Origin of the sequence: Hwanghaeella sp. (assembly GCF_965227365.1) — a bacterium.
Lineage (GTDB): Bacteria > Pseudomonadota > Alphaproteobacteria > UBA8366 > Aestuariispiraceae > Hwanghaeella.
Genome location: NZ_OZ245754.1, coordinates 2,390,950 through 2,415,889 on the forward strand (window position 1 = coordinate 2,390,950; position 24,940 = coordinate 2,415,889).

Annotated in this window: 20 protein-coding genes; 3 read left to right on the top strand and 17 right to left on the bottom strand. The window is 60.7% G+C overall.

Annotated features, from left to right (window positions below):
• Positions 1-24 precede the first annotated feature (24 nt).
• From ACQK2G_RS10915 to ugpB, 11 genes are all read right to left on the bottom strand, one after another.
• The gene (locus tag ACQK2G_RS10915) at positions 25-894 is read right to left on the bottom strand and encodes a multiheme c-type cytochrome (protein ID WP_425405058.1); all 870 of its coding nucleotides are present in this window, start codon (positions 892-894) and stop codon (positions 25-27) included.
• A 360-nt stretch (positions 895-1,254) separates the two neighbouring features.
• Positions 1,255-2,814: a hypothetical protein gene (locus ACQK2G_RS10920; RefSeq protein WP_425405059.1), complete on the bottom strand. Its 1,560-nt coding sequence runs from the start codon at positions 2,812-2,814 to the stop codon at positions 1,255-1,257.
• Positions 2,815-2,831: 17 nt separating this feature from the next.
• Complete coding sequence (locus tag ACQK2G_RS10925; protein ID WP_425405060.1) at positions 2,832-5,120, bottom strand: multiheme c-type cytochrome; 2,289 nt, start codon at positions 5,118-5,120, stop codon at positions 2,832-2,834.
• 468 nt (positions 5,121-5,588) lie between these two features.
• The gene (locus ACQK2G_RS10930) at positions 5,589-7,658 is read right to left on the bottom strand and encodes a hypothetical protein (RefSeq protein WP_425405061.1); all 2,070 of its coding nucleotides are present in this window, start codon (positions 7,656-7,658) and stop codon (positions 5,589-5,591) included.
• 13 nt (positions 7,659-7,671) lie between these two features.
• Positions 7,672-8,508, bottom strand: a complete 837-nt coding sequence (locus ACQK2G_RS10935; protein WP_425405062.1) for a hypothetical protein — start codon at positions 8,506-8,508, stop codon at positions 7,672-7,674.
• Positions 8,490-10,214, bottom strand: a complete 1,725-nt coding sequence (locus tag ACQK2G_RS10940) for a cyclic nucleotide-binding domain-containing protein (protein WP_425405063.1) — start codon at positions 10,212-10,214, stop codon at positions 8,490-8,492. The genes ACQK2G_RS10935 and ACQK2G_RS10940 overlap by 19 nt, the downstream gene beginning before the upstream one ends.
• Before the next feature lie 86 nt (positions 10,215-10,300).
• Complete coding sequence (locus ACQK2G_RS10945) at positions 10,301-12,328, bottom strand: FHA domain-containing protein (RefSeq protein WP_425405064.1); 2,028 nt, start codon at positions 12,326-12,328, stop codon at positions 10,301-10,303.
• A 300-nt stretch (positions 12,329-12,628) separates the two neighbouring features.
• Positions 12,629-13,684, bottom strand: coding sequence for a sn-glycerol-3-phosphate ABC transporter ATP-binding protein UgpC (gene ugpC / locus ACQK2G_RS10950; protein WP_425405065.1), 1,056 nt, complete (start codon positions 13,682-13,684; stop codon positions 12,629-12,631).
• Positions 13,685-13,687: 3 nt separating this feature from the next.
• Positions 13,688-14,524, bottom strand: a complete 837-nt coding sequence (gene ugpE / locus ACQK2G_RS10955) for a sn-glycerol-3-phosphate ABC transporter permease UgpE (RefSeq protein ID WP_425407640.1) — start codon at positions 14,522-14,524, stop codon at positions 13,688-13,690.
• 47 nt (positions 14,525-14,571) lie between these two features.
• Positions 14,572-15,453, bottom strand: a complete 882-nt coding sequence (gene ugpA, locus ACQK2G_RS10960; protein ID WP_425405066.1) for a sn-glycerol-3-phosphate ABC transporter permease UgpA — start codon at positions 15,451-15,453, stop codon at positions 14,572-14,574.
• Between the two features lie 133 nt (positions 15,454-15,586).
• On the bottom strand, positions 15,587-16,900 hold the full coding sequence (gene ugpB, locus ACQK2G_RS10965) for a sn-glycerol-3-phosphate ABC transporter substrate-binding protein UgpB (protein WP_425405067.1): 1,314 nt from the start codon (positions 16,898-16,900) through the stop codon (positions 15,587-15,589).
• Positions 16,901-17,074: 174 nt separating this feature from the next.
• On the opposite strand from ugpB, the gene ACQK2G_RS10970 reads away from it, so the two are divergent.
• Positions 17,075-17,974, top strand: coding sequence for a LysR family transcriptional regulator (locus ACQK2G_RS10970; protein ID WP_425405068.1), 900 nt, complete (start codon positions 17,075-17,077; stop codon positions 17,972-17,974).
• A gap of 202 nt (positions 17,975-18,176) precedes the next feature.
• Positions 18,177-18,923, top strand: a complete 747-nt coding sequence (locus ACQK2G_RS10975; protein WP_425405069.1) for a sulfite exporter TauE/SafE family protein — start codon at positions 18,177-18,179, stop codon at positions 18,921-18,923.
• 12 nt (positions 18,924-18,935) lie between these two features.
• On the opposite strand, the gene ACQK2G_RS10980 is transcribed toward ACQK2G_RS10975, so the two are convergent.
• The 4 genes from ACQK2G_RS10980 to ACQK2G_RS10995 all read right to left on the bottom strand — a co-directional run bounded on the left by ACQK2G_RS10980 (position 18,936) and on the right by ACQK2G_RS10995 (position 23,153).
• Complete coding sequence (locus ACQK2G_RS10980) at positions 18,936-19,928, bottom strand: LLM class flavin-dependent oxidoreductase (RefSeq protein ID WP_425405070.1); 993 nt, start codon at positions 19,926-19,928, stop codon at positions 18,936-18,938.
• A 135-nt stretch (positions 19,929-20,063) separates the two neighbouring features.
• Positions 20,064-20,966 (bottom strand): amidohydrolase family protein, encoded by a 903-nt coding sequence (locus ACQK2G_RS10985; protein ID WP_425405071.1) that lies wholly within the window; start codon positions 20,964-20,966, stop codon positions 20,064-20,066.
• Positions 20,967-21,045: 79 nt separating this feature from the next.
• Positions 21,046-22,179, bottom strand: coding sequence for an aminotransferase (locus ACQK2G_RS10990; RefSeq protein ID WP_425405072.1), 1,134 nt, complete (start codon positions 22,177-22,179; stop codon positions 21,046-21,048).
• A 29-nt stretch (positions 22,180-22,208) separates the two neighbouring features.
• On the bottom strand, positions 22,209-23,153 hold the full coding sequence (locus tag ACQK2G_RS10995; protein ID WP_425405073.1) for an ornithine cyclodeaminase family protein: 945 nt from the start codon (positions 23,151-23,153) through the stop codon (positions 22,209-22,211).
• 69 nt (positions 23,154-23,222) lie between these two features.
• Between ACQK2G_RS10995 and ACQK2G_RS11000 the strand changes: the two genes are divergently transcribed.
• Complete coding sequence (locus ACQK2G_RS11000) at positions 23,223-23,792, top strand: helix-turn-helix domain-containing protein (RefSeq protein ID WP_425405074.1); 570 nt, start codon at positions 23,223-23,225, stop codon at positions 23,790-23,792.
• Positions 23,793-23,847: 55 nt separating this feature from the next.
• Here the strand turns inward: ACQK2G_RS11000 and ACQK2G_RS11005 are convergent, their stop codons facing one another.
• Entirely contained in the window at positions 23,848-24,546 is a 699-nt protein-coding gene (locus tag ACQK2G_RS11005) for a DUF899 domain-containing protein (protein WP_425405075.1), read from the bottom strand.
• A complete protein-coding gene (locus ACQK2G_RS11010) occupies positions 24,543-24,839 on the bottom strand; it encodes a hypothetical protein (protein WP_425405076.1) in 297 nt (98 codons plus the stop codon). Before ACQK2G_RS11010 ends, ACQK2G_RS11005 begins: the two co-directional genes overlap by 4 nt.
• Positions 24,840-24,940: the final 101 nt, after the last annotated feature.

The window sequence follows — 24,940 nt, forward strand, 5'->3', positions numbered from 1 at the left end:
ACAAGGTAAAGAGCTTGACGGTCCTTACTTGTATTTCGTCGGCAGTTGAGATCCCACCTGAGCGGTGAAGTCCTTGCCCTTGATGGCTTCGCCGAAAGCACGGCCGTTTTCCGCGGTCGGCGCACCGAGCAGGGCCGCCGCCTCGGGAATGCCGCCCAGCACTTCCTTGGCCTTCGCGATGCGCTGATTCTGCGCTTCGACGTATTTCGCGTTATCCGTCTTGCTGATCGCTTCCGTCGCGCTGACCAGAGCGGCAGCCTGTCCGACCAGATAGTAGACCGACTTCTGCGCATCGGTCATTTCCTGGTTGGTCTTCACATCCGGGGGATAGAAGCGGTGACGCACGACGCCCTGGCTGTATTCAACCAGTTCGAAGTTCGGGTTCAGCGGATGCTCGTTTTCCAGCATCGTCGCTGCCGTATCGCCCGGCAGGTTCGGGTTGGCCAAACCGTGGCAGGACATGCAGTTCGCGGCGATGTCGTAGATCATCGACGAATGGATCATGCCCTTGCCGATCGCGTCCTGGATCGAATTCGGGTTCTTCTTGTCGTTATGGATGTCGATCCATTCCTTGGCGGCGCCATGGCAGCTTTCACAGGACGGGCCCGCTTCGGCCTTACCGTCGATCACGGTGTAATGGCAGAGCATGCAGGTGTCGGATTTCTTCATCCGCTTGTCACCCACCGCCTTAACGATTTCCTTGCCCTTTTTGTCTTTATGGATCTCCTTGAAGGAGGAGAAGTGGGGCGTGCCCTCCCAGACTTCATGTTCAGCTGTATGACACTTCTTGCACGCGTCCGGTCCGACCTTGTCGGCCGCTTGTGCACCGGCGGTTCCGAACACGGCGGTAAGGAGAGCCGCCGCAAACGCCGCCCGGAAAAGTCTTTGGATCATCATTTGTCCCCGACTGTTGTTGCCTGGGCCCAGTTGGGCTTCCACTGTTCGCCCCGCCGACCATCGACGAAGCTGGATCACATCTCGTAACATCATACTGCACGTTTGTGACCGTGTTCTTTCGGTTACACCGGAACGGCAGCGATCCATTTGTTTCGCCGCGCATCCCCAAGCACCGTTATGCCCCACATTAACGTTTGCCTGAATCCGATGCAAGGAACGACCACACAATCCTATCTACTGTAGTTCACAAAAAACTGAACTAAAAAAATACGGCCCCCGTCAGAAACGAGGGCCGTAATTTTATTACCTTTATCAGTCGGTTAACGGCGCAAGCCGCCAAGCCGCCTGAACTGTTGCTTAGAACTTGCGGCGAAGTTCCAAACGGACACCGCGAATGTCTTCATTATCCTCGCGCCAGCCGTAGATACCGTCTGCGCGCACGATCCATTCCGGCGCAATCGGCAGCTGATAACGGAACCCGACGGCATATTCGTCACCGGGAACCGCGCGGTTCGCACTGAACCCGCCGATCCGCTGAGACGTCGCCGCTTCCACCACGATCTGCTGGTGCAGGTCGAAGAGATACTGAACGCCGATCGCGCCACCAAACGCATCCTGCGCGCTGTCGTTCAGTTTCGGGAAGTTGGTGATACCCGGGTTTTCAAAGGTGATCCCCGTATTCTTCAACAGGCCGGTATTGTCCGTCAGCGGCTGCGGACGGTCGAGACCGATGAAGAAGTTCGCGTAGGGAACCAAGGTCGACGGCAAATGCGTGATAAGCGAGTTTTCCAACAGGAAGACGAAACCGTCAGCGGTCTGGTCGGCCCCGTTGTCCCGATCCTGCCCGAAGGTCCAGATCACACGGGCACTGTTCGACAGCCAACTGCTATACCGCTTCGAGAACGCGACCGTGAGGCTGTTGAAGGATTGATCGTCGAAACCATCATTGCCCTCAAGACGCCCGTAACCGAATTCCCAGTATCCTTCCATGGCTTCGACAAAGCCGGCGACGCCGTAAACGTCGAGGTTATGCTTCGCGCGCTTTCCGTTTCCGTCCAGGATCGCCGGGTTTTCAACCTGATCGATACCGGCAAAGAAAGTGAAGTCCATATTGGAAATGGTCAGTGCCGGGCTGTTCTTCGCCGCGATGGTGAACGCCGCGCCAGTGAAGATTTCATCAACCCAGACACCGTTCTGGAAAATGATCGGCATCAAACCGAAGGCGATCGGCAGGTCAAATCCGGCATCGCGGTCCATCAGACCGGAGGCGATCTGACCGACATCCCCTTCGAAGAATAGAGCCTCGATATTACCGTTGATCTGTTCTTCGCCCTGGTCCTTGTCGTCCCCGAAGAACTCATAACGGGTGGCGTTTCCATCTCGGTCGAAAGGTTCGACCAAAGCGTGGATACGTTCCGTGCCGGTGAGTTTCAGGTCGATATCCAGATTCGCATCAACCGCGATCTGTCCCCGTTCGTCATTGCCGTTGTCGTTGTATTCGACCGCGGTTTTGACGTCGCCGTAGATAGCCAAGGCCGGGAAGACGAGGTTCCGTTCGCCGATGATGTTGATGCCCGGCTGGAACGGACCTTCCTGGTACTGGGGACGACCCAGTTCCAATGCCGGACGCGGCGTCGGCGCCGGCCGTTTGGCTCCATAGATCTCATACTGAGCCTGCGGATCGTACGGCTTGTCTTCGTAGTTCGGATCGTCCCCGAAAAGGTTCGGATCGTGTTCAACCTTGGTGGCTTCAGGCGGAATGATCGATTCCGTCTGATGCCCCTCCGCGGCGCCCCAGGCGTCCGCCGACAGCATCGACAAGGAAAGTGCCGTTGCCGCCAGCAGACCGGTTATCCCGACGCCAATGCGTCCGAATGCCTGGCCTGAGATCACCCCACTTTTTTCATACTCTCCCATTGGATCGCCCCAGACCTTTAATTGACGTCGAATTCAACAGTGTAGGCGTGGAAGTCGAGCATCCATTCATTCATGGACTGCTCCATATCCACAGTCGAGCCTACGAACTTCATGAAGTAGATCGGCTCCGCGCGACTGCGCAACCGAACGGACAGCTTGTACTTGCCCGGCTTGGTGATCAGCTCACCAGGGACCGAGTAGTCGGCTGTCTTGCTACCCAACGGCGGGATCGACCGACCTTCCATGCGAACGAACGGCGCATGGTTCAGAACCGTCGTCGGCTGCGGAGCCGGACGCAGGAACGGACGTTGGTCGATGTCCAGGTTGATCGGCAGATACATCTCGCGGTCCGTGCCCTTGACGTTGGTCGTCAGGAACTTGGTCTGCAAGTTGAAGATCTGATCATCGAACGGGATCTTACCAGCCGCCACATCCAGTGAATGGATGTCCGCGAAGTCGCCATTGCTGTCGACATAACCGGATTCCCAAACCCGCTTTCCATCGGGGTCGGTCAAGGCAACGTTCAGCCAGATTTCCGGCTGTGCACCCAACGAACCGGACGGCAGGTTGTGGCCTTCGTCGATGTTGTTGATGACATAGGCGAAGTCCAGATCATCACCGACCCGGCGGCCGCCGTCGAAGAACGGACCGTCGATACGGCTACCGTTTTCCATGACCTGCTTGCGCAGCTCACGCTTGTCTTCCAACGCGGCCAGGTTGACCTCGATGATTGCCCAGGCATCTTCACGATCGCCGATATCGGACCACGCGAACGGGAAGTCCACGTTCAGGTTGTCCTTCGCCGCGTGCAGGGTGGCCCGGAATTCAGGCGAAGCGGCCGGGATCGTGGCGTTCAGCGCCGCCAGCTTGCCCGCAAGGTCAGCCACCTGATCTTCATTGGGCGGATTGCCCTTGAAGCTCTCCAGCGTATCGACAACCGCCTGGTAGGCATCGTCGAACCCGTCGATGGCGCCGAGACTGCCTTCGATGGACGGAAGGCTGGCGATCACCGCGTCGACCAGCGAAGCGTCACCGCCGAGATCGACGGTTGCCTCACGGGCCGCTTCGAGTGCCTCGCGACCTTCGGCCAGGGCGTCTTCCGCACCGTCCGCGTCGAGAACGCCGTCAAGCGCTTCCAACCGGGCGAGCATCCGCTCCAGACCCTTTTCGGTTTCGAAACCGACCGTGCCGCGAGCAATGTTACGTTCGATCGATTCCAGACCGTTGAAGGCTTCCAGACCGCCGCCGAGGCCTTCCATCGCAAGGTGGAAATCCTCATACGCACTGGTCAGGTCTTCATGCTCGTCCTCGAACTCTTCCGTGCCCCAGCCGCCGCGATAATCGAAAGCGAGCCAGTCCTCGATGTCGAACGCTTCGGCATCGGGGTTGTGCGGGAAGATGCCCGGATGGGCGATCGGATAGCCCGGACCGTAGAAGGCATGGTTGCTGTGACGGCGACCCGGGTTGATTTCAACACCGTTCACGACCGCCGACGGGCCGGTTTCATAACCCGCGGCAACCCCCGGGGTCTTGCCCATGTGGCAATCCTGGCAGGTATCGCCTTTCTTGAAGGCCGGCGAGTCACGATACTGATCCCAGACAACCTCCAGCTTAATGCCGAGGTTCACCGCCACCTGGTGACAGGAGACGCAGAACTCGGATTTGCTGATATCCGCGAATTTGATGACGTTCGTGTGGATCTTGTTGCCGCGCTCTTCGTCGTTGACGGCGATCCGCAGCTCATCCTTCTGTTCGATCACTTCATCGAATTTGGTTTCGCGCAGGGCACCGGCCATCGGCGTGTAAATATCGCCCGGGGCGATGTTCCGCTCACCGTTCACCTTACCGTAGGATTCGGCGACGCGGTGACAGGTGATGCAGGTAATCCCTTCCCGCGCGACCTGGCTGCGTTCCCACAGCGGCAGGTGCCGTTTCTCGCCGCGCTGCGTGCCGACCGTCTGGTGACAGCGAACGCAGAAGGAGCCGATCGTTCCTTGGCTGAGATCGGTGATCTTCTGTTCGAACTTATGGAACATCGGCGAAATCGATGCATAAGCATGGTTCGAAGAAGACCATTCCGAATAAATCTGCTGGTGACAGGGTTGGCACTGACTGGCCGTCGGATAGGCGTCTTCCGAATAGACCGCCGCATGGGGGTCTTCGGTGTCGGTCGCCAGTTTCAGAGCGGTGCCCTCAGCCGAGGCTGGGGAAACCACCACAAACATCAAGGCGGCGAGCGCTATCGCACCGCGAATAGCGACGCCAAGGGGCGCAATGTTGAGCGCTGAAAGTCGAGAACGTGTCACGTCTTGCTCCTCAGTTGTCAGTCCACCTGGCGCACAATACCTAAAAACCAGGCAGGGCCGTCCGGGGAAGGACGACCTTTAAAGCAACTCCCGTCCTTGAGGCGCTGTGCTGCCCCCCACAAACCAAGGACTACTGCCAAGTTGATCAGCCCTTTAGCGGGGCTTCTCATTTGGCTCGATAAAACCGTATCACTTCTTCGTTCGTCAAGGAAGGTTGCCTAATATTCGCCACATTATTGTCGTTTGGGGTTTGGTTAGGACCAATATGCAACAGAGTACCGCGAACGGCTCTCAATTGGGGTCGGAAACCACCTGAAAATGTCGGGTAATTTCCTTTCGTTTCAAACGGTTCGGGAATCGCACCGGACTTGAGTGGAGGCCGATTCCTGAATAATCGTCGGGAGGCCCGTAAAAAAGGAAACGGGCACCCGGTTTCCCGGATGCCCGCCCTGCCGATCGCGTATCGGGCTACTGATTCGTCGTCAGCTTTGTATCCACCGCGGCGGGCGGAAATTCCCCGACATGGTAGTTGTGGCACTGGGTGCATTGGTTGCCCGCAACACTCGCGGTGTGACATTCGGCGCAAACCTCCTGCCCCAAGGGCGAGAAATTGCTGGTGAAGGTCGAATTGTCGAAATCCGCGAAACCGGCGGCGTAGTCCGCGTCCGGGTTCAGGGTGTGACAGGTCGAACATCCCTTGTCGCCGATCAAGGCGAAGTGCTTGGAGTGGAAGAAATCGGTGAACCCGACGACCGACGGGTCGGCCTGACGCGTCTTCCAGTTCACCTCACCCGGACCGTCGGTCTTGTCGACGCTGTGACAACCGACGCATCCACCCGGCGACTTCGGTGTTCCGATCGCGTCCATCAGCGAGGCGCCAAGCTCCTCGTTCTGGTTGGTCACCACCGCGAAACGCAGCCAATCCCGCATGAACCGATCACCGTGGCCGGTCAGCTTGTAGTAGAGGGTGTAATAATCCTCATACCAGCCGCCGCCCTCGGCCCAGCTCGCCTCATCCATCATATCGTCGGGCAATTCGGGCACATCGGCCTCATCTTCCGGCATCGGAATTTCCTCGCCGTCGAGATGCGCGGTCATTTCCTCGAACAGGTTCGGGAACCAACGCTGCTGCAGCATCGCGATTCCGTCGATATGCAGATTCGCCAGCAGGGCCGCGACCTGTTTCTGGTCGAGCTCCGCGTCGGAAGCGGCGCTCAACCGCTCCTGAATCGCTTCCTGACCGTTCGTGAGGATGTCGTAGATCAGGGTCTTGTAGGCCCAGATCAGGTTTTCGACATGTTTCCGGCCTTCATCGTCGAGGTCTTCAAGATCGAAGAGGTCGAGGTCTTCCTCCTCGATATAGGCGCGGGCCGCGGCATAGCCTTCGTCGCTGCGCATCAGGGCATCCCCGATCGCCTGGAATTCCTCGCCTTCCGCGTCGACCGGCCATTCGCCGGTATTGGCTTCCATATCGATCAGCGAATCGACGTCCATGCCCGGCAGGCGCAGGATTTCGATCGGCTTATCCGCGATGAACGGCGCGTGACAGGACGCGCAGCCGGTATCGAACCCGGCGAACAGCATCAGTTTGCCCTGGCTGTCCGGGGTGTGACAGGTCCGGCAGGTGGCCGGCGCCTTGTCGGCATTGTTCGGATCGGCGAAATACTTGCCGATATGCGCCTGGTGATCGAACTGAATCCGGGTCCGACGGGTATAGGGATAATCGCCGAAATCCGGATGACCGTCGCCCAACGCGTTGAATTTATTGGTATGACAGGCCTGACATTCGGAATTGGCCATCTGGGTAATGTCGTTCTGATGGCCGCCATGCTCCTGGTGACAGGTGCGGCAGGCAATACCGCCGCCATCCGCTTCGCGGACCGACAGGCCCAGCGTGGCGGATACCTGCGTCATCAGCGGACCGCCGCCGGAAGTCCCCCGGGCCGACGCCTCTTCCGTCGCCGCGGCGAGGAAGGCGCTGGTCTGGTTATGCGCATTACCGCCGCGGTTCTGGTGACAGCTCAGGCAGTTCTGGACATCGGACGCCTCGGTGCCGCCGGTGAAAACCGAATGCGCCCAGGCAACCATGCCCTTGCCGCTGACCGTGTGACAGCTGGCGCAGCCGCCGAGCTCCGAGTGAGCCGCGGAAAGCGGCCCCGGTGAGAAGACCGCCTCGCCCGTCACGCCGCCGGCAAGTACCAGAAGCAGACCGACCACGACCGCCACCGCATAGCGGGACAGCATGCCCCGTTTACGGCGGATGCTGGGCTTCGGCGAGCATTTCGGGATCGGGTTGCAGCAGCTGCCGTCCGGCAGCGGGCCGTTGGCGCATTTGCCGCCGGCCGCGTCACTGCGGGTGCAGAGCCAGCGGCCGTTCTTGTTCAGGGGCCGGCATTCGGCCTGCGCCCGGCAGACGCCGTTGCTGCCCGGACCGACCAGGCATGGTTTGCCTTCGGCCAATCGGCCGCAGACCCATTCCTGGTTCGGCCGCTCGTATGGGCTGCTTCGATAATCAAAACGCTGAAGTTTCAAATTCACGTTCCAGCCCCCATCACAAACTCATGCCGGTAAAGGCATGAACCAGAATCACATGCACCACCGCCAAGGCCAGCAAGGCATAGGTCGCCGGAATATGGATGAACAGCCATCCCTTCAGCGTCATCTGCAGCGCGTGGTGATAATCCAAATCGCTCTTCTTCTCGGCCAGGGCGCGCAGCTCTCCCAACACTTCCTTTTCCGTGTCGTTCAGGTAGCGCTCCATGCTGTCGAAATCCTGCTTCAATGCGAAACGGCGGCCGCCGAGCTCCATCAGGTGCTCGAAATAGTCGCGCGGGCGCATGAACCATTCCCGGAGCTGTTCAGTGTAGAAATCGGCGATCGAGGTCGAGGATGTTTGTTCAACCGAATAGACCGCGAGGTCGTCCGCCGCTTCCCGAAGCTGGGTGATGAAGACCGGAATGCGCTCGAAAATCACCTCTTCCCCGCGCCGTGTCAGGCGCGGCGGCAGGGACTTCGACAGGAAGGCGCCGATCACGCCGGACAGCGCCACAACCACGAACAGCACCGCCATCGTGGTTTCGATCCAGCCGTTCGGAATGTCGAAATCGATATGGATCAGGAACACGCCGACCACGAACCAGCCGAGATAGACGTGCAGTTTCACCCAGTTCCGAACCTTGGCGAGCGGCAGAAAGGGCAACTTCTTGCGGGTATTCAACAGCGCCAGGATCAGCATCCCGCCGAGCAGGATCCAACCGGTGACGAAGGCCGGCTCCCACAGCGCCGCCTGCATGCCGCCATGCATGAAATAGATTGCTACCGCGGCGAGCAAGGCGATGCCGAACCGCCCAACATGTTTTCGGGTCAACATCATGATCGGTTCAGCCATTCCGCAATTGGGCCCAGGTCGCTCATATTCACGCGGCGCAGGGCATCGTGCGGACAGGCACGTTCACAGGACGGCCCGCCCATCTGATCGACGCAAAGGTCGCATTTCGTCGACTTCATGATCGGGGCATTCGCCTCGTCCAGGACGAATTCCCCGCTCTCGTCGCGCACCGCCACCATCCGGATATTGTCGTAGGGGCAGGAATTGGCGCAGGTCGCACAGCCAATGCAGGCCGAGTCGTTGATCACGACCTGCCCTTGCAGCGAACTGCGGTGAATGGCGCCCGTCGGACAGCCGATCATGCAGACCGGATCGGTACAGTGCATGCAGGAATTCGCGATCATCACATTGCCGTAGCGGCGGCCGTGACGGGCGAAGCGCGGGTTGTTGTTATGCGTCGCTGCGCAGGCCCGGACGCAATCGTCGCACCGCACGCAGCGGTCGGTGTTGATCAGCATGGTCGCGCGGCCGTTGATGATCCGGTTCTCGACCAGGAATTCCAGCAGGCCGGTATCGAGCCCGTGCCCTTCCTTGGTGATCGACTGGATCGAATCCGCCTCGGGCTTGTCCAGCACCAGATCCGGCGGCAGCAAATTCGGCGGCAGGTTGGGAAGGACGATGTCCTCGACGATCTTGGTTGGAACGCGCAACACGTCGACGTTTCCGAGACCGCGCAGGGTGTTCTGATACGGGACCTGATCGTCGTTTTTCCAGTTATGGACCAGTTCCTCAAGACCGAAGACCTCGCCCCGCCCCAGGAAGGAAAGAGTCGGATCGCCATGGTTCACGTGGCGGCTGACCCGGGCGAAACCGGTTCTGATCAGGAACAGGCCGTCGACATATTCCCCTTCCCCGGCAATGACCGGCTCGTGACGCATCCGTTCCGCCGGCGACAATTCGGCGAGTTTCTTGAAACTCGTATGCCATTCGAACTCGCCATAGGTCTCGAACACCGTCGCATCGGCGACCGACTGGATCGTGTCGTCGTCGAGATGCTGAAACAGCGGCAGGGCGCGCAGGTGATGGATCAGGCTGCGTTCCCGGTAGAGCTTGTCGATATGGTTCCGGAAAGCCTCGTCGCGGCGGCGGATGTCGCGGATTCCCTGCCAGCGGATTTCCAGCAGTTCCGTGTCGCCGTCGGCAAACAGGCTCAAGGTTCTGGGGGTTCGGCCGAGCGCGGCGATTTCCCCGAAGATGGTGCCTTCGCGCAGCGGTTCGGTGTGATAGTCCTTCATGATTGAGGGAACGTCCTGAAGGAAGGTATGGGTCTCCCCGTCCCTCACACGCTGTCCGGTTTCAGGCCCGCCGCCCTTCAAGCGTGCGACATCGCGAACTTCGGGCATGTCCGGGTTGGACCATAATTGCTTCAGCGCGCCCACGAATCCGCGCTTCTTCTCGGTCTGGCGGCCAAGCAGGGCGTCGGGCAGATCCGGGTTGATGACCACCCGCACGGCACCGCCAAGCACCATGAAGGCGGAGTTCCCGTAATCCCCCCGTCGCACGACGATATCACCGTGGCGGTAGTTCCGGATCCGCATGTCGTTCCGCACGATATCGCGCAGAGACATTGATGGCGGGAAACTGGATTCGTCCATGTTGCAGAACGGCTCCAGCGCCATGATCCGGTCTACATCCGCGTCCGTCATCTCGGTGCTGAACGGATTGTCCCACCGCATTGGACGCTGAATGACTAACGGTCCGTCCATAATTCCCCCTGTGCCGGTTCCCCGGGAACCGTCGCTGCAGATGCCGGCGCCCCATGCACCGGCATCTCATCAAAAATACCTACCTACTAGACATCCAGCACCAGATTGCCCTTCGGCACCGAGACGCAGACAAGGCACGACCCGGCTTCCGGCGCGCTGCCCGGTTCCTCGACATATTTCACGTCGCCGGATTTCACCGCCGTGATGCAGGTTCCGCAGTTGCCCGCGCGGCAACCGGAATCCATGGCGATGCCTTGCGCCTCACCGAATTCAAGCAGCGAGTCGAAGGATGCATCCCAGGCGACCTTCTTGCCCGATTTCGCAAATTCCACCTCGATCGCTTCCGCGGGCGCCGCAGCGGCGTCCTCGGCCGGCTTCGGCTTGGCCTTCTTGACGCTGGCCGGACCGAAGGCTTCGAAGTGCACATTCGCTTCGGGAACGCCCCATTCGTCGAGATCCCGAACCAGCGATTCCATCATCGGGGGCGGGCCGCAGATGTAGAAATCGTAGTTGTTCGACGGCAGGGCGCGTTTGAACAGATCGACACTGACGCGTTCGGCATGCTGATAATCGCGGCCTTCCTCGTCGCCTTCCTCGGGATCGCTGTAGCAGACGTGCAGGTGAATGTTCTCGTGATCCCGCGCCAACTGCTCCAGATGCTCCTTCATGACGTGTTCCTTGCTGTTGCGCACGCCGTAGAAGAAATGCGTCTCCCGTTTGGAACCCGACAGAACGATGGAATTGACCATACTCATCACCGGCGTCAGGCCGACACCGCCGCCGATCAGGACGACCGGGGTATGCTTGGTCTGATCCATGAAGAACTTACCGGACGGCGCCTTGACGTCCAGGATGTCCCCTTCCTGCAGTTGATCGTGGAAGAAGTTGGAAGACAGCCCCGGCGGCAGGTCCGGACGGTCCCGCGGCGGCGGAACCTTCTTGATGCTGACGCGGTAATAGTCGCGCTGCAGCGGACTGTCGGACAGCGAATAACACCGGATCACCGGCTTGTCCTTGCCCGGGATCTTCAATTGGAAGGTCAGATACTGGCCCGGCTCGAACGGCGGGTGCCCCTTGCCGTCATGCGGCTTCAGGTAGAACGAGCAGATCCCGCCCCCTTCAGGCACTTTCCGGTCGATCCGGTATTTCCGGATCCCGTTCCAGGTCAGCGTCGCGCGCTCCCGCTCCGCCCGCATGTGGGCGCTGGAGGCTTTGACCTGATTGCGCAGCATCGCGACCTGCTGATCATAATAGGCGCTTTCCGCGGAAGCCCGGCGCATCGAACTCCAGGTCATCGCAGCGACCTGGATCGCGACCGCCGCGAGCACCGCGCCGCCGATGAGCTGATACCCGGAGGTTCCCAGCTCACCCGCCTGCCCGAATATGATCGCGAACACGCCGACTATGATTGCGCCGCCAAACATGACACGGCCGACCCAATTCATACCATCTCCTTCTCCGCGACGCCGCGCGGCAGCTTGTTTCGCCCTGGGTGCCTCTTTCGGTTTCCCCCCGGAAGCACCCGGCCGTTTCGAAGGCGCGGGCCCGGCGGCAGCACCGGATCCCGTTTCCTTCTTCACTTCGGCCGGCGCCGGCTTTGCCGCGGCGGCCTCAACACTTGCAGGGGCCGGATCCGCCTGCGGTTCAGATGGCGCCGCCGCCTGCCCGCTTGGCTTGGCGGCTCCCGCGACCTCCGGCCCGGCCTCATAGGCCAGGGTAATCAATAAGTTGCCGATCTCCAACTGATCTTCGAGACCGAGTTCCTGCGCTTCGTTCGGTTTGATCCGGGCTTCGTTGACGAAGGTCCCGTTGCTCGAGCCGACATCGGTAACCAGCAACAGACCGGGATGCTTCACCGAAAACACGCAATGATCGCGCGAGATCGAGAAATCCGTCAGGACGTAATCGCTGGATTTCGGGTTCCGTCCGACCGCGAAGCTGCCCTTATCCATCAGCGAGGATTCGTCGATCGTGAACCCCTGGGACTGGCCCGTGCTGGTTTCGTAGGTGAATGTCCACACACCGGGTTTACGCGCAGACGCGCCGCCGGCCGAAACCGAATCAGCGTCCCCCGATGCGCCAGTTGCGCCGGTGCTGTTTTGCGCGTCCGTCATGGATTTCCCGGTCGATGAACCGTTACGTCCCTTTAGCTGCCACCATGCCCGCGCCCAATGGCAACGCACATTGCACAACCGCGAAAACGAAACGGCCCGTTACATGCGGTACCACAGTCCCCGAGAGGCAGGTTAACCCTGTTCACCAAGCCGTGTAAACAGGTGATCAGACCACCGGGGATGGTCCGTTAGAACGAAACACAGTTTCCCGGCATTATCGAATAAGACTGAAACAGCGGTGCCTGAAAAATTCGATTTTTCAATACGCTGCCCGTTTACGCTGCCCCGCCGTCACCGGACTCACGCCAACCGCCGCCCGGAGGCGGGATCGAACAGATGGATGTCCTCCGGTTGCACCGAGAACCGGACGGAATGCGTCCCGGAATTCGTCGTGTGCACGCCTTGCAGGCTGGCCGTGAACGGCTCGGATCCGTCCTTCAGTTTGCCGTGCAGCAAGGTGGTAGCACCCAGCGGCTCGGTTAGGGTGACATCAACCGCCAGGGGGCCATCCGGGTCGACATGAACATGTTCGGGCCGAATACCGACGACGGCCGCGCCCGAATGCCCGCCGCCACAGGACAACACGACGCCGTCCTCCAGTGTCACGGCCCCATTCGCCACGGTTCCTTTCAGCGTATTCATCGACGGGCTGCCGATGAATTGTGCCGCGAACAGCGTCTGCGGACGCTCATAGACCTCAAGCGGCGTGCCGATCTGTTCGGCGACACCGGCATTCATGACGATCATGCGGTCCGCCATGGTCATCGCTTCGACCTGGTCATGGGTCACATAAAGAGCCGTAACCCCCAGTTTAGACTGCAATTCGCGAATTTCGACCCGCATCTGGACACGCAGTTTCGCATCCAGGTTGGACAGCGGCTCGTCGAATAGAAAGACGGCCGGCTCCCTTACGATGGCGCGCCCCATGGCGACGCGCTGGCGCTGCCCGCCGGAAAGCTCGCGCGGTTTGCGGTCCAGATAAGGTTCCAGTTGCAGCAGTTTGGCCGCCTCGGCCACCTTGCGCTCGATCTCCGGTTTCGGCATGCGGGCGATCTTCAAGCCATAGGCCATGTTCTGGCGCACCGACATATGCGGATAGAGCGCATAGTTCTGGAACACCATTGCGATGTCGCGGTCCATCGGCTCCTTTTCATTGACGCGGGCGCCGTTGATGGCGATTTCCCCCTCGCTGATCGTCTCCAGCCCCGCGACCATCCGCAGCAAGGTCGACTTCCCGCAGCCGGAAGGTCCAACGATGACGATGAACTCGCCATCGGCGATCGCCATGTCGATGCCATGAATGACGTCGACCTGGCCGAAGCGTTTCTTGACGCCTTTGAGCTCTACCGTTGCCATGCCTTATTTCTCGCTATCCACCAAACCGCGGATGAAAAGTTTCTGCATTGAAATCACGACGATGACCGGCGGGATCATCGCCAGAATCGACGTCGCCATGATCACGGGCCAATCCGCGATATCGTCACCCGACGGGAACATCTGCTTGATCCCCATGACGATGGTATTCATTTCCGGGTCGGTGGTAATGAGCAGCGGCCAGAGATACTGGTTCCATCCGTAGATGAACAGAATGACGAAAAGCGCGGCGATGTTCGTCCGGCTCATCGGCAGGACGATATCGAAAAAGAACCGCATCGGACGCGCCCCGTCGACCCGCGCGGCCTCGGCCAATTCGTCGGGAATGGTCAGGAAGAACTGACGGAACAGGAACGTCGCCGTCGCCGAGGCGATCAACGGGAAGATCAGGCCCGCATAGCTGTTCAGCAGGCCGAAGCCCGCGACCACTTCGTAGGTCGGCACGATCCTGACTTCCACCGGCAGCATCAGGGTAATGAAGATCATCCAGAAAAACGTCGTTCGCCCGGGAAAACGGAAATAGACGATGGCGAAGGCCGACAGCAGCGAGATGGCTATTTTACCCAGCGCAATGCCGAGCGCCATGACCAGCGAGTTCAGCAGCATGAGCGCGACCGGCACGTTGACGCCGGCGAACAGCGCCCTGGTGTAGTTTTCCACCAGATGCGGCCCCGGCAGCAGCGGCATCGGCGGGGAAACGATCTCGGGCTGGGTCACGGTCGAAGCGACGAAGGCCAGCCAGATCGGAAAGAACACGACCAGCACGCCGAGGATCATCAGCACATGGGTAACCCACAGCGCGCTGCCGCGCTTTTCCACCATGCCGGGTTCCGGTTCCTTGCCCCGGGGTTCCTGAAGGGTGTCGGCCATCAGTAGTGCACCCTCTTTTCCACATAGCGGAACTGAACCACCGTCAGCGCGCCGACGACGAGTAGCAGAATGACCGACTGCGCGGCGGAAGAACCGAGGTCCTGCCCAACGAAGCCGTCCGCGAAGACCTTGTAGACCAGAATGGTCGTCGCCTGTTGCGGGCCGCCTGCGGTAATCGTGTGAATCACGCCGAAGGTTTCGAAGAAGGCGTAGACCACGTTCACGACCAGAAGGAAGAAGGTCGTCGGCGACAACAGGGGCAGGACGATGGTGAAGAATCGCTTCCAGAAACGGGCGCCGTCGATCGCCGCCGCCTCGATCACAGAACGCGGTACGCTCTGAAGAGCGGCGAAGAAGAACAGGAAGTTATAGCTGATGCGGCCCCAGGCGGACGCGACGACGACCAGGCCCATCGCTTCCCCGTCGTTCAACACATGGTTCCAATCATAGCCCAGCTGGCCGAGATACCAGGAAACCAAGCCGACACGGGTATTGAACATGAACAGCCACAACACGCCTGCCACAGCGGGCGCCACCGCATAGGGCCATATCAACAAGGTTCGGTAGGTGCCCGCCCCCTTGATCAGTCGGTCCGCCAACACGGCCAGGAAAAGCGCCGGAACCATAGACACCAGGGTCACCAGCGTCGAAAAGATCGCCGTCGTGACGAAGGAGGCGCGGTAATATTTGTCGCTGAGCAGGTATTCGAAATTCCCCAATCCGACGAATTGGGACGACAGACCGAATGGATCGGGAATAAAGAGAGACTGCCAGATCGCCTGCCCGGCCGGGTAGAAGAAAAAGACGCCGGATATCAGGATCTGGGGAAAAACAAGGGCCAGCGGCAGAAGCCATCCCTTGAATGTTACGCGTTTTTCCATGACCCCGTTCCAAGCAGGCCGCAGTAAAACCGGCCAGTATCATGTCCACTGGATGTAACAGCCGGCGGCGACATCACGCCACCGCCGACCATTTCCACACTCAGGCCCGCAGGGAGCCTGTACTCCGAAGAAGTTACCGGTTGGCCTGCTCGAACCGGCGCAGCAGAACGTTGCCGCGTTCGACGGCGCTGTCCATGGCTTCCTGCGCGGTCTTGTCACCCGACCAGACAGCTTCCAGTTCCTCGTCGATGATACCACGGATCTGGTCGAAGGAACCGAGGCGAAGCCCCTTGGAATTCGCCGTGGGCTGTTTCGCGGTCATCTGCTTGACGGCGATATCCGTGCCCGGGTTGGCGTCATAGAAGCCATCGGCCCGCGTCTTCTCGCCCGCCGCGATGGTGATCGGAAGATAACCGGTGTCCTGATGCCATTTGGCTTGAATGCCCGTGGAAGACAGGAAGTTCAGGAACGCCGCGACGCCCTTGTATTCCGCATCGCTGTGGCCGGTCATGACCCAAAGCGAGGCACCGCCGATGATGGTGTTCTGCGGCGCGCCGTCGACACCGTCCCAATAGGGCAGCGGACGGACGGCGAATTCGAACTGGGCTTCCTTCTTGATGCCCGCGTAGCCGGCGGAGCTTTCGGTGAAGAGCGCGCATTCCCCGCTGCGGAAATTGGCACCGCCTTCGTTCCGGCGTCCGGCATAGAAGAACTTACCGTCCTTCGCCCAATCGCCCATCGTCTGGATGTGCTTGACCTGAACCGGGCCGTTGAAGGCCAGTTCCGTGTCGACGCCCGAGAAACCGTTATCCTTCGTCGCGAAGGGAACGTTGTGATAGGCGGAGAAGTTTTCCAGATGGATCCAGCTCTGCCATGCGGTCGTCAACGGGCAGGAATGGCCGGACGCCTTCAGCTTGTCGAGGACGTCGCCGACCTTCTGCCAGGTGGAGAGATCGACGTTCGGGTCGATACCGGCCCCTTTCAGCGCGTCCTTGTTCACCCACAATACCGGGGTGGAGGAGTTGAACGGCAGGGACAACATTTCGCCGTCGGTCGTGGTGTAATACCCCTTCACCGCGCCGATATAGGCTTCCTGATCGAAGGTGGCGCCGGCATCGGCCATTACTTCATAGACCGGCTTGATGGCGCCCTTGGCGGCCATCATGGTCGCGGTCCCGACTTCAAAGACCATCAGGATGTGCGGCTGTTCCTTGGCCCGGAACGCGGCGATGCCGGCATTCAGGGTTTCGGAGTAGTTGCCCTTGTGGGAGGCAACCACTTTGTAATCGCTCTGGCTGGCATTGAAGGTGTCCACCTGCTCCGCCACCAGTTCACCCAACCGGCCCGTGAAAGCGTGCCAGAATTGTACTTCGGTTTGGGCCATCGCACTGATCGGCGACGCCAACAAGGATCCGGCGACCAAAGCGCCGACTGCAGAAAATCTCATATGTACCTCCCAATGGGCAGACCAACCCGCCGAATGACGGGCGCGTGCCTCCGCTTATCCAAAAAATGCTACAGTTCGATTACATAATGAACAACGATTTATGTAACGATTTACATAACAATATATTATGCCTATGACGATCGCAGATCTTCATATCAAAGCTACTTGAGTAAGATGACGATGCGATTACGGATGCGCCAGTTGGAAGCCCTGATGACCGTCGCGGAAGCCGGTTCGATGACCCGCGCCGCCGAGGAACTGGGCATTTCCCAGCCGGCGGTAAGCCGATTGCTCTCGGACCTCTCCTCCCAAATCGGGTTCCAGTTGTTCCAGCGCCGCGACGGCGTGCTGATCCCGACCCAGGAAGCGCGTTTTCTGCTGCCCGATATTCAGCGTGTCCTGGAACGGTTGGATCATATCCAGGAACTCAGCCGGAACCTGACCGAACGGAAGGCCGGGCATTTGAAGGTCGCCTGCCTGCCCGGATTCGCGACCAGTCATCTGCCGGATGTCCTGTCCGCCTTTCTGGAGGAACGGCCCGGCGTTACCGTCACGATCGAGCCAGACCGACCGGAGCGCATCATGGAATGGATGCTCAACGAACAATACGACCTGGGAATTACCGACGGGTTCGAAGGGCATCCCGCCGTGCAAAGCGAGACGATTGACCTCAGGACCGTTTGTATTTTCCCGGAAGGCCACCCTTTCGAGGAGAAAAAGATAATCCGCGCGCCGGACCTGGCAGACCAGAAAATCATTCATACCCGGCGGGACAGCCCGTTCTACCGTGCCTTCCAGGAGGCGGTACAATCCCAGGGGGTGGCAATCAATTCGCTGGTGGAGATCCGCCAATTCACCGCCGCATGCGAACTGGTTTCCCGCGGCCTGGGCGTTTCGGTCATCAGCGAATTGGATGCGGAAGGATATCGCGGCCGCGGCGTGGCGTTCCGGCCCTTCGAACCGCGGATCCCTCACCGGCTCGCCATCGTTCGTCCGACCCATAAGAACCCATCCCTCGTCATGATGGAATTCATGGACATGTTCAGGGAAAGCGTCGCCCGATATCGGGTCTGACCCGTCTGTTCCAGACAGATATTTATTTTTCGCCGCCTATTGAATCGACGCGGAAATATACTGACGTCATTTTAGAACCGTCGCCGGTCGACGGGCGGTTTACCCGCCCCGCACAACGCGGGTCGGCAGGCTTATTCAAAGAGGCCGCCTGCGCCGTAAAAGGCCGCGCCGAAGGACGCAGCCCGCTGATGGAAAACTTCTGATGGAGAACTTCTGGGAAATCGCCGCCGTGGGGTTCGCCGCACAAATGGTCGACGGCGCCCTGGGTATGGCCTACGGCCTGACATCGACCGCGCTGCTGCTGACCCTCGGCTATTCTCCCGCCAGCGCCAGTGCGGCGGTGCATCTGGCGGAAACCGCGACGACCGCCGTCAGCGCCGGTTCGCACCATGTAGCGAGGAATGTGGACTGGAAGCTGGTCCGTCCCATGGCGATCGCCGGGGTGCTCGGCGGCATATGCGGGGCCAGCCTGCTGGCGACCGGCATCGGCGACTTCCTGGTCCCCTTCGTGTCCGCCTATCTGACCGGCATGGGCGCCCTGATCCTTTGGAAAGCGTATCGCGCGACGCCGGGAATCCGGCCGCCGCGCGGGCTGCTGCCGCTCGGGGGGATCGGCGGCTTTCTGGATGCCATCGGCGGGGGCGGCTGGGGGCCGATCGTGTCCGGAACCCTGGTCGCGTCCGGCAATTCGGCGCGCCACATGATCGGATCGGCGATCGCCGCCGAGTTTTTCGTCACGACGGCGATCGCGATCACCTTCCTGGGCCATCTCGGTTGGCAGGATTTCGGCATGACGGCGGTTGCGCTTGTCGCGGGTAGCCTGCCGGCCGCCCCATTGTCGGCCTTCGTCGTCAGGGTCGCGCCCCGCCGTGCGCTGATGATCGGTGTCGGCTGCCTTATCGTCGCGCTCGGCCTTCGCGGGTTATGGCGGGCATTGGGGACGGTCTGACCTCGATTGACGTCAGACCGGTTTGATCCCCGCCGCCTCGGCGATCAGATCGAAGGACCGAAGACGTGCCTGATGATCGAAGACGTCGGAGACGACGATCAATTCGTCGGCGCCGGTTTCCTTAACCAGCGCTTCCAGACCCGCCCGCACCGTCTCGGGAGAGCCGTAGATCGACCGGGCCAGCATCCTGCCTGCCTGTGCCTTTTCCATCGGCGACCAATAGGTTTCGATATCGTCGATCGGCGGTTTGCTGAGACCACGCGTGCCGCGGACGAGATTGGTGAAGGACATCTGCTGCGTGGTCGCCAGACGTCTTGCCTCTTCATCCGTGTCGGCGGCGATGACGTTGACGCCGACCATCGCATAGGGTTTGGCCAATTGCTCCGACGGCTTGAACCGGCTGCGGTAAAGCTCCATCGCCGGCAGCAGATAATCCGGCGCGAAGTGTGAGGCGAAGGCATAGGGCAGCCCCAACTCACCCGCCAGCATGGCCCCGAAATTGGAGGAACCGAGAATCCAGAGCGGCACTTCCGTTCCGGCCGCCGGGATCGCGACAATACGCTGATCCGGCTGCGGCGGCGCCAGGAAGGCCTGAAGCTCCAGCACGTCCTGGGGGAAATTGTCGGACGAGCCCGGGTCCCGCCGCAGCGCCCGCAGGGTCATCTGATCCGTCCCTGGCGCCCGGCCGAGGCCGAGATCGATCCGACCCGGGAACAGACGATCCAGCGTGCCGAACTGCTCGGCGATGATATAGGGCGCATGGTTCGGCAGCATGATGCCCCCTGCCCCGACGCGTATCCTGCTCGTCCCGGCCGCGATATGGCCGATGACGACGGATGTGGCGGCGCTGGCAATGCCGGCCAGGTTGTGATGTTCCGCCACCCAGATCCGGTTATAGCCCCATTGCTCCGCGTGTTGGGCAACGTCACGCGCATTGTACAGCGCGCCCGTCGCATCGGTCGCTTCGGTCACCCGGACAAGGTCTAGAATGGAAATCGGCGTCATGGTCTCTTCAAGCTCTGTTCAGTTGGCCTAGAGACATAGCGAAGGAGTCGGGACTAAGGGAGGGCGCCTGAGGAAAAACGCACCGGCCGCGAAATCACAAGCGGGACCGCGGGAACGGATCGAAGACGGAACGGCCTATCGGGTCCCGATCAATGCGTTGGAAATATCCCGGTTGAACAGGCGTTCGGCATTCTCGTAGGCGATCTTCCGGGCGATGTCCGCCGGCAGTTTCGACAACCACAATCGGTTCGACGCGATGATATCGTCATAACGGTCCCACTGGCCGTTCACCCAGGTATCGCTACCCACCATCAAGCGGTCCTGGAAGTCGTAGATGATTTTTTCCCATGCCGGATCAAGTTTGTCGCCATGGCCGAGAATCGCGTGCTCCCGCAGGGAGGTATCCGCCACCAGGGTCGGAAACGCCGCCATCAGGGCATGGACCGCTTCCGCCGGTTCGCCCAGGCCCGCATGGGCCCAGATGATCTTGACCGTGGGGTCGAGACCGTAGAGCCAGCGCACGGGCTCCGGCCCGGAATGGACATGCAGATAAATGTCCCGCGCCTTGGCCATGCCGATGACCTTGCGGAACAGCGGTTCATCCGACGTGTCGAGGTTATGAATGTGAAACTCGCCGATCCCTTCATGCGGATAGGCGTCAAGGCGTTCCAGCAGATAGGCTTCCATGCCCGGCGATTTGGTCCAGTTCGAGGACCCGGCATTACCGTGATAGGGCCGCAGTTCCGGAACGATCCGGCTGGGCGCGTATTCCCACAGCATGATGGTGCCTTCATCCGGCGTCGAGGAAACGAGCCCCATGGCCACGCCGTTTCGATCCATCAATTCGATGATGCTCTCGACCGGATACGGTCCCCAGGCCGGTTCCTTGTAGTGGATATGGGCATCAAAGATCGGCAGGTCCTTCACCCCATCGCCGATCGGACCGTGCTCGTCGGCGCCGGCCGTCCCCGATAGCAGCGGCATCGCGAGGCAAAGGACCGCCGCGTGAAGCATTCCGGAAAAAACCACGTTGCGCATCGTGCCGCCCCTTCATCCGATCGATCGATCGGATGAGCCTGACGGAAAACCGAGAGGTCCGTAAAGGGCTTTCCGTCGGTCAGGCGGCCGCGGCCTGTTGCTCCCGCAGGAACCCGCTCATCCGTTTCAATCCTTCGCGGATGATCTCCGGCCCGTTGGCGTAGCCGATGCGCAGATATCCTTCCATCTCCATGGCGCTGCCGGGGGTGAGCATGACGCCGGTCGCTTCCAGCAGCTTCACGCAAAATTCCTCGGACGTCATCGGCAGGTCGTATTTCAACAGCGCAGTGGTGCCCGACTTGGGCGCGATCCAGGAGATCAGCGGCTCGCCCTCCACCCATTCCGACAGGATGGCGCGGTTGGTGCGTGTGATCTGCTGACTGCGCCCCAGGATCTTGTCCCGGTTCTCCAGCGCGATGCAGGCGAAATGGTCATCCAGCATGCCGACGCTGATGGTATTGTAGTCCCGGTGGACGGCAACCGCATGCAGAAGCTCAACCGGACCGACGATCCACCCCAGCCGCAGACCGGCCAGCGAATAGGCCTTGGACATGCTGGCGGTGCTGATCCCCTTCTCGTAGAGGTCGGCCATGGAAACGGTCGACCCGTCGCCGTCCTGGTCGGTTCCCCGATAAACCTCGTCGCAGAGAACCCAGGCGCCGCACTCCCGGGCGATCCCGGCGATCTGTTCAAGATAGGCGCGGTCCATCAGCGAACCGGTCGGGTTGTTCGGATTATTGATCGCGATCAGCTTGGTGCCCGGCGTGGCGAGGCGCTTCAACGCGTCGAGATCGGGCAGAAATCCCGTCGCTTCGGTCAATCTGAGGATCTGGACGTCCGCGCCGTAGCTTTCCGGGATGGAGTAATGCTGTTGATAGGTCGGCAGGACCGAGATCACCCGGTCGCCCGGCTCGACCAGTGTCTCATGCACCAGCGCATTGGCGCCGATCGTGCCATGGGTCGCGACGACGTTTTCCGGTTTCTGCCGTTCATACAGCCCGGCAACCAACCTGCGCAGGCGGTCGCTGCCCTCGATCGCGCCATAGGTCAGTTTCATCGGCAGAAGTTCGGAGAGGATCGTCTCGGTCTTGCCCGCCATCGCCAGCAGTTCCTCGACGGTCAGCGACTGCACGCAGGTCTCCGCCAGGTTCAGCTCGCAATGGTTCTCATACCGGTTCATCCATATCTCGACGCCGAAGTCGCGAATTTTCATAACATCAGTCCTCGGTTCTACCGTTCGTTTCAGTCTTCAAGCCCGCGGAGTACGGCCAGCGCCGCGGCCACATCCTCCAGTCCCAGGCCGATGGACCGGAAGAAAACGGGGCGGTCGCCGCTGGGCGCCGCTGCGCGTCCGGCGACCAGTTCCGGAAGATCCCCGCGCAGGGCCTCCGCCGACCAGGTTCCCGCCGCCGCGGCCAGTTTCATCTCTCCGGCCGAGGCCGGGGTCGTCGCCCGATAGTCGCAATAGACGTCGAGGCCGTTCAGCGCAGCCGGATCGACCTCATGCGCGTTGGGAACATTCGTGCTGATCGAGGTCACCACCACACCGGGTTTCAACCCGGTCACGTCGATCACCGGCTTCCCGGCCGAGGTGCAGAGCATCACCACATCCGCACCCGCCGCAGCCGCGTTTGCGTCCGTGCCGATCACGATCGGCGTGCCCTGCTCCGTCCGTTTCGGCAGATCCGGCTTGCCGGCGGCGGAAGGGGAACAGAGGCGTATTTCCGACCAAGGCCGAATTGCCTGCGCGTAGCGAAGATGGGCCAGGCCGACCGCGCCGGTGCCGATAATGGTCAGAACCCCGGCCTCTTCGCCTGCGAGGTGATCGGCCGCGATGACCGATGTCGCCGCCGTCCGTTCGGTCGTCAGGCGCATGGAATCGCAAAGCAGAAGAGGCACGCCGCTTTCCATCGACATCAGGAGGGTCCAGGCGGTTACCAGCGCCTTGCCTTCGCCCGGAATATACGGGGACAGCTTCGCGCCGAAGACATTCTGACCCGCCATCACGCCGAGATAGGTGATGAAATCGCCGTTGTTGCCCGGGAACAAACTGACGGTCTGGGGCGGCTGAACAGCCTGTCCGTCGGCCAGGGATCGGAACATGTCCTCCAAGACACCCCGAACGTCGATCCGGCCGACCAGATCGTCGATATCGCTTGCGTTCAGGATGCGCGGTTGAGCAGACATCGTTTCCCCCAAATACTGCGATGGAACGGAGCCCCTTGACGGCGATACCCGCTGGAGCGACAAAAAAATATGAGCAATATATTGCACAGTCAAGACCAGGACAGCGTCCTCGCCCATGTCTCGCAAAACCTGAAACGGTTGCGCGGCCGCGCGGGTTTGAGCCAGGCCGCCCTGGCCGAAGCATCCGGCATCAGCCGACGCATGATCGTGGCGGTGGAAAGCGGCGACGCCAATATCAGCCTGTCCAGCCTGGATAAACTGGCCGCCGCGATGGGCGTCGGCTTCGTCGACCTTGTTCGTGATCCGACGCGGGACGCGATGAATGTCATCGACCAGGTGTTGTGGCGCGGACCGAAACCGGGCAGCGAGGCGACCCTGCTTGCCAGTACGCCGGCCGCATCGGAAGCGCAGCTATGGCACTGGCATCTCAGCCCGGGGGACAGCTATATGGCGGAGCCCGACCCGCAAGGCTGGCATGAGATGGTTTTCGTGATCGACGGTACGCTCACGCTGGACCTTTCCGGACGCCAACAAAGCCTGATGCCCGGCCAGTATGCCGCCTACCGTTCCGACCAGGAATACGCCTACCTGAACCGGGCGGAAATCGACCTGCGCTTCGTTCGGGTCGTCGTTTCGTGACCATGGCGGGCGCCGCCCGACGGCAGCGCCCTGTATGGTTTGGGAAAGCCGGGCGTCAGTATTGGTCGTGAAGTTTGACCCAGCTCATGATGCCGTCGCCTTCATTGCGACCCTTGGGCGTCAGATCCATCCAGTTGAAAGCCCCGATCAACAGTTCCGCCCCGCGCTGATAGGTCGAATAGGTGTGGAATATGTCACCGCCCTCGTCTTTCACGAAAATACTGACGCCGAACAGATCGACGGGGTTCTCGATCCGGGACTTGCCGTAATTGTATCGCGCCTCACCCGCGGCGCATTCCTCCTCCGTGAAGAAGACACCGAAATCATGGTTGAAATCGCTCTCGGCGGAGGAAACCCATGGAAACGTCCAACCCATGCGAGTCTTCACGGATTGAATGCGATCCACCGGCACGCGGGATACCGCCGCGAAGGAGAGATCCCCCTGTTCGAAATGCCGGCGCGCCGCATCAATATGATCGCTGACGAAGGCACAGCCGTTACAGATATGATCAGACCCCGGAGACAGCATGAAGTTATAGACCGCAAGCTGACTGCGTCCGTCGAACAGATCCGACAGCGTGCGGACGCCTTCAGGGCCTTCGAAACGGTAGTCCTTCTCAAGCCGGAACCAAGGCAGGCGCCGGCGTTCCGCGCGCAAGGCATCCAATTGCCTCGTCATCTCCACCTCCCTGTCCAGCAACGCCTTGCGCGCCGACAGCCAGTCCTCGCGTGATATCACAACATCATGCATCATCTTGCTCCATTCCGTTCGGGTTTAAGGCGGCGTGATTTCCGCTTTCGGTCATCGGCAAGCCTCAGCCAGGCCGGAAGATGAAAAACACACATCAACAGATACATCGCCGTCATACCGCTCAGGTGCCGTGCGTCCGAGACCGGCCCGCAAAATGATGCATCCTCCGGCTGCAGCGCCGCGACGGCGGCCATAAACGCGAAGGTCGGCGCCGCCGCCAAACGCAGCACATACGCCGGGGCGATCCTTCTCGGCGGATTATTCTTTTCCGCTCCGGTTGCGATGACTGTTGCCATTTTCCTCATTCCGATCAGACTTCAGCGCGTCCAGATGCGCCGCTGCCCCCGGAATACCGCCGCCGGGTCGAATGGCGTGAGTTACAATCGTGACGGGATTT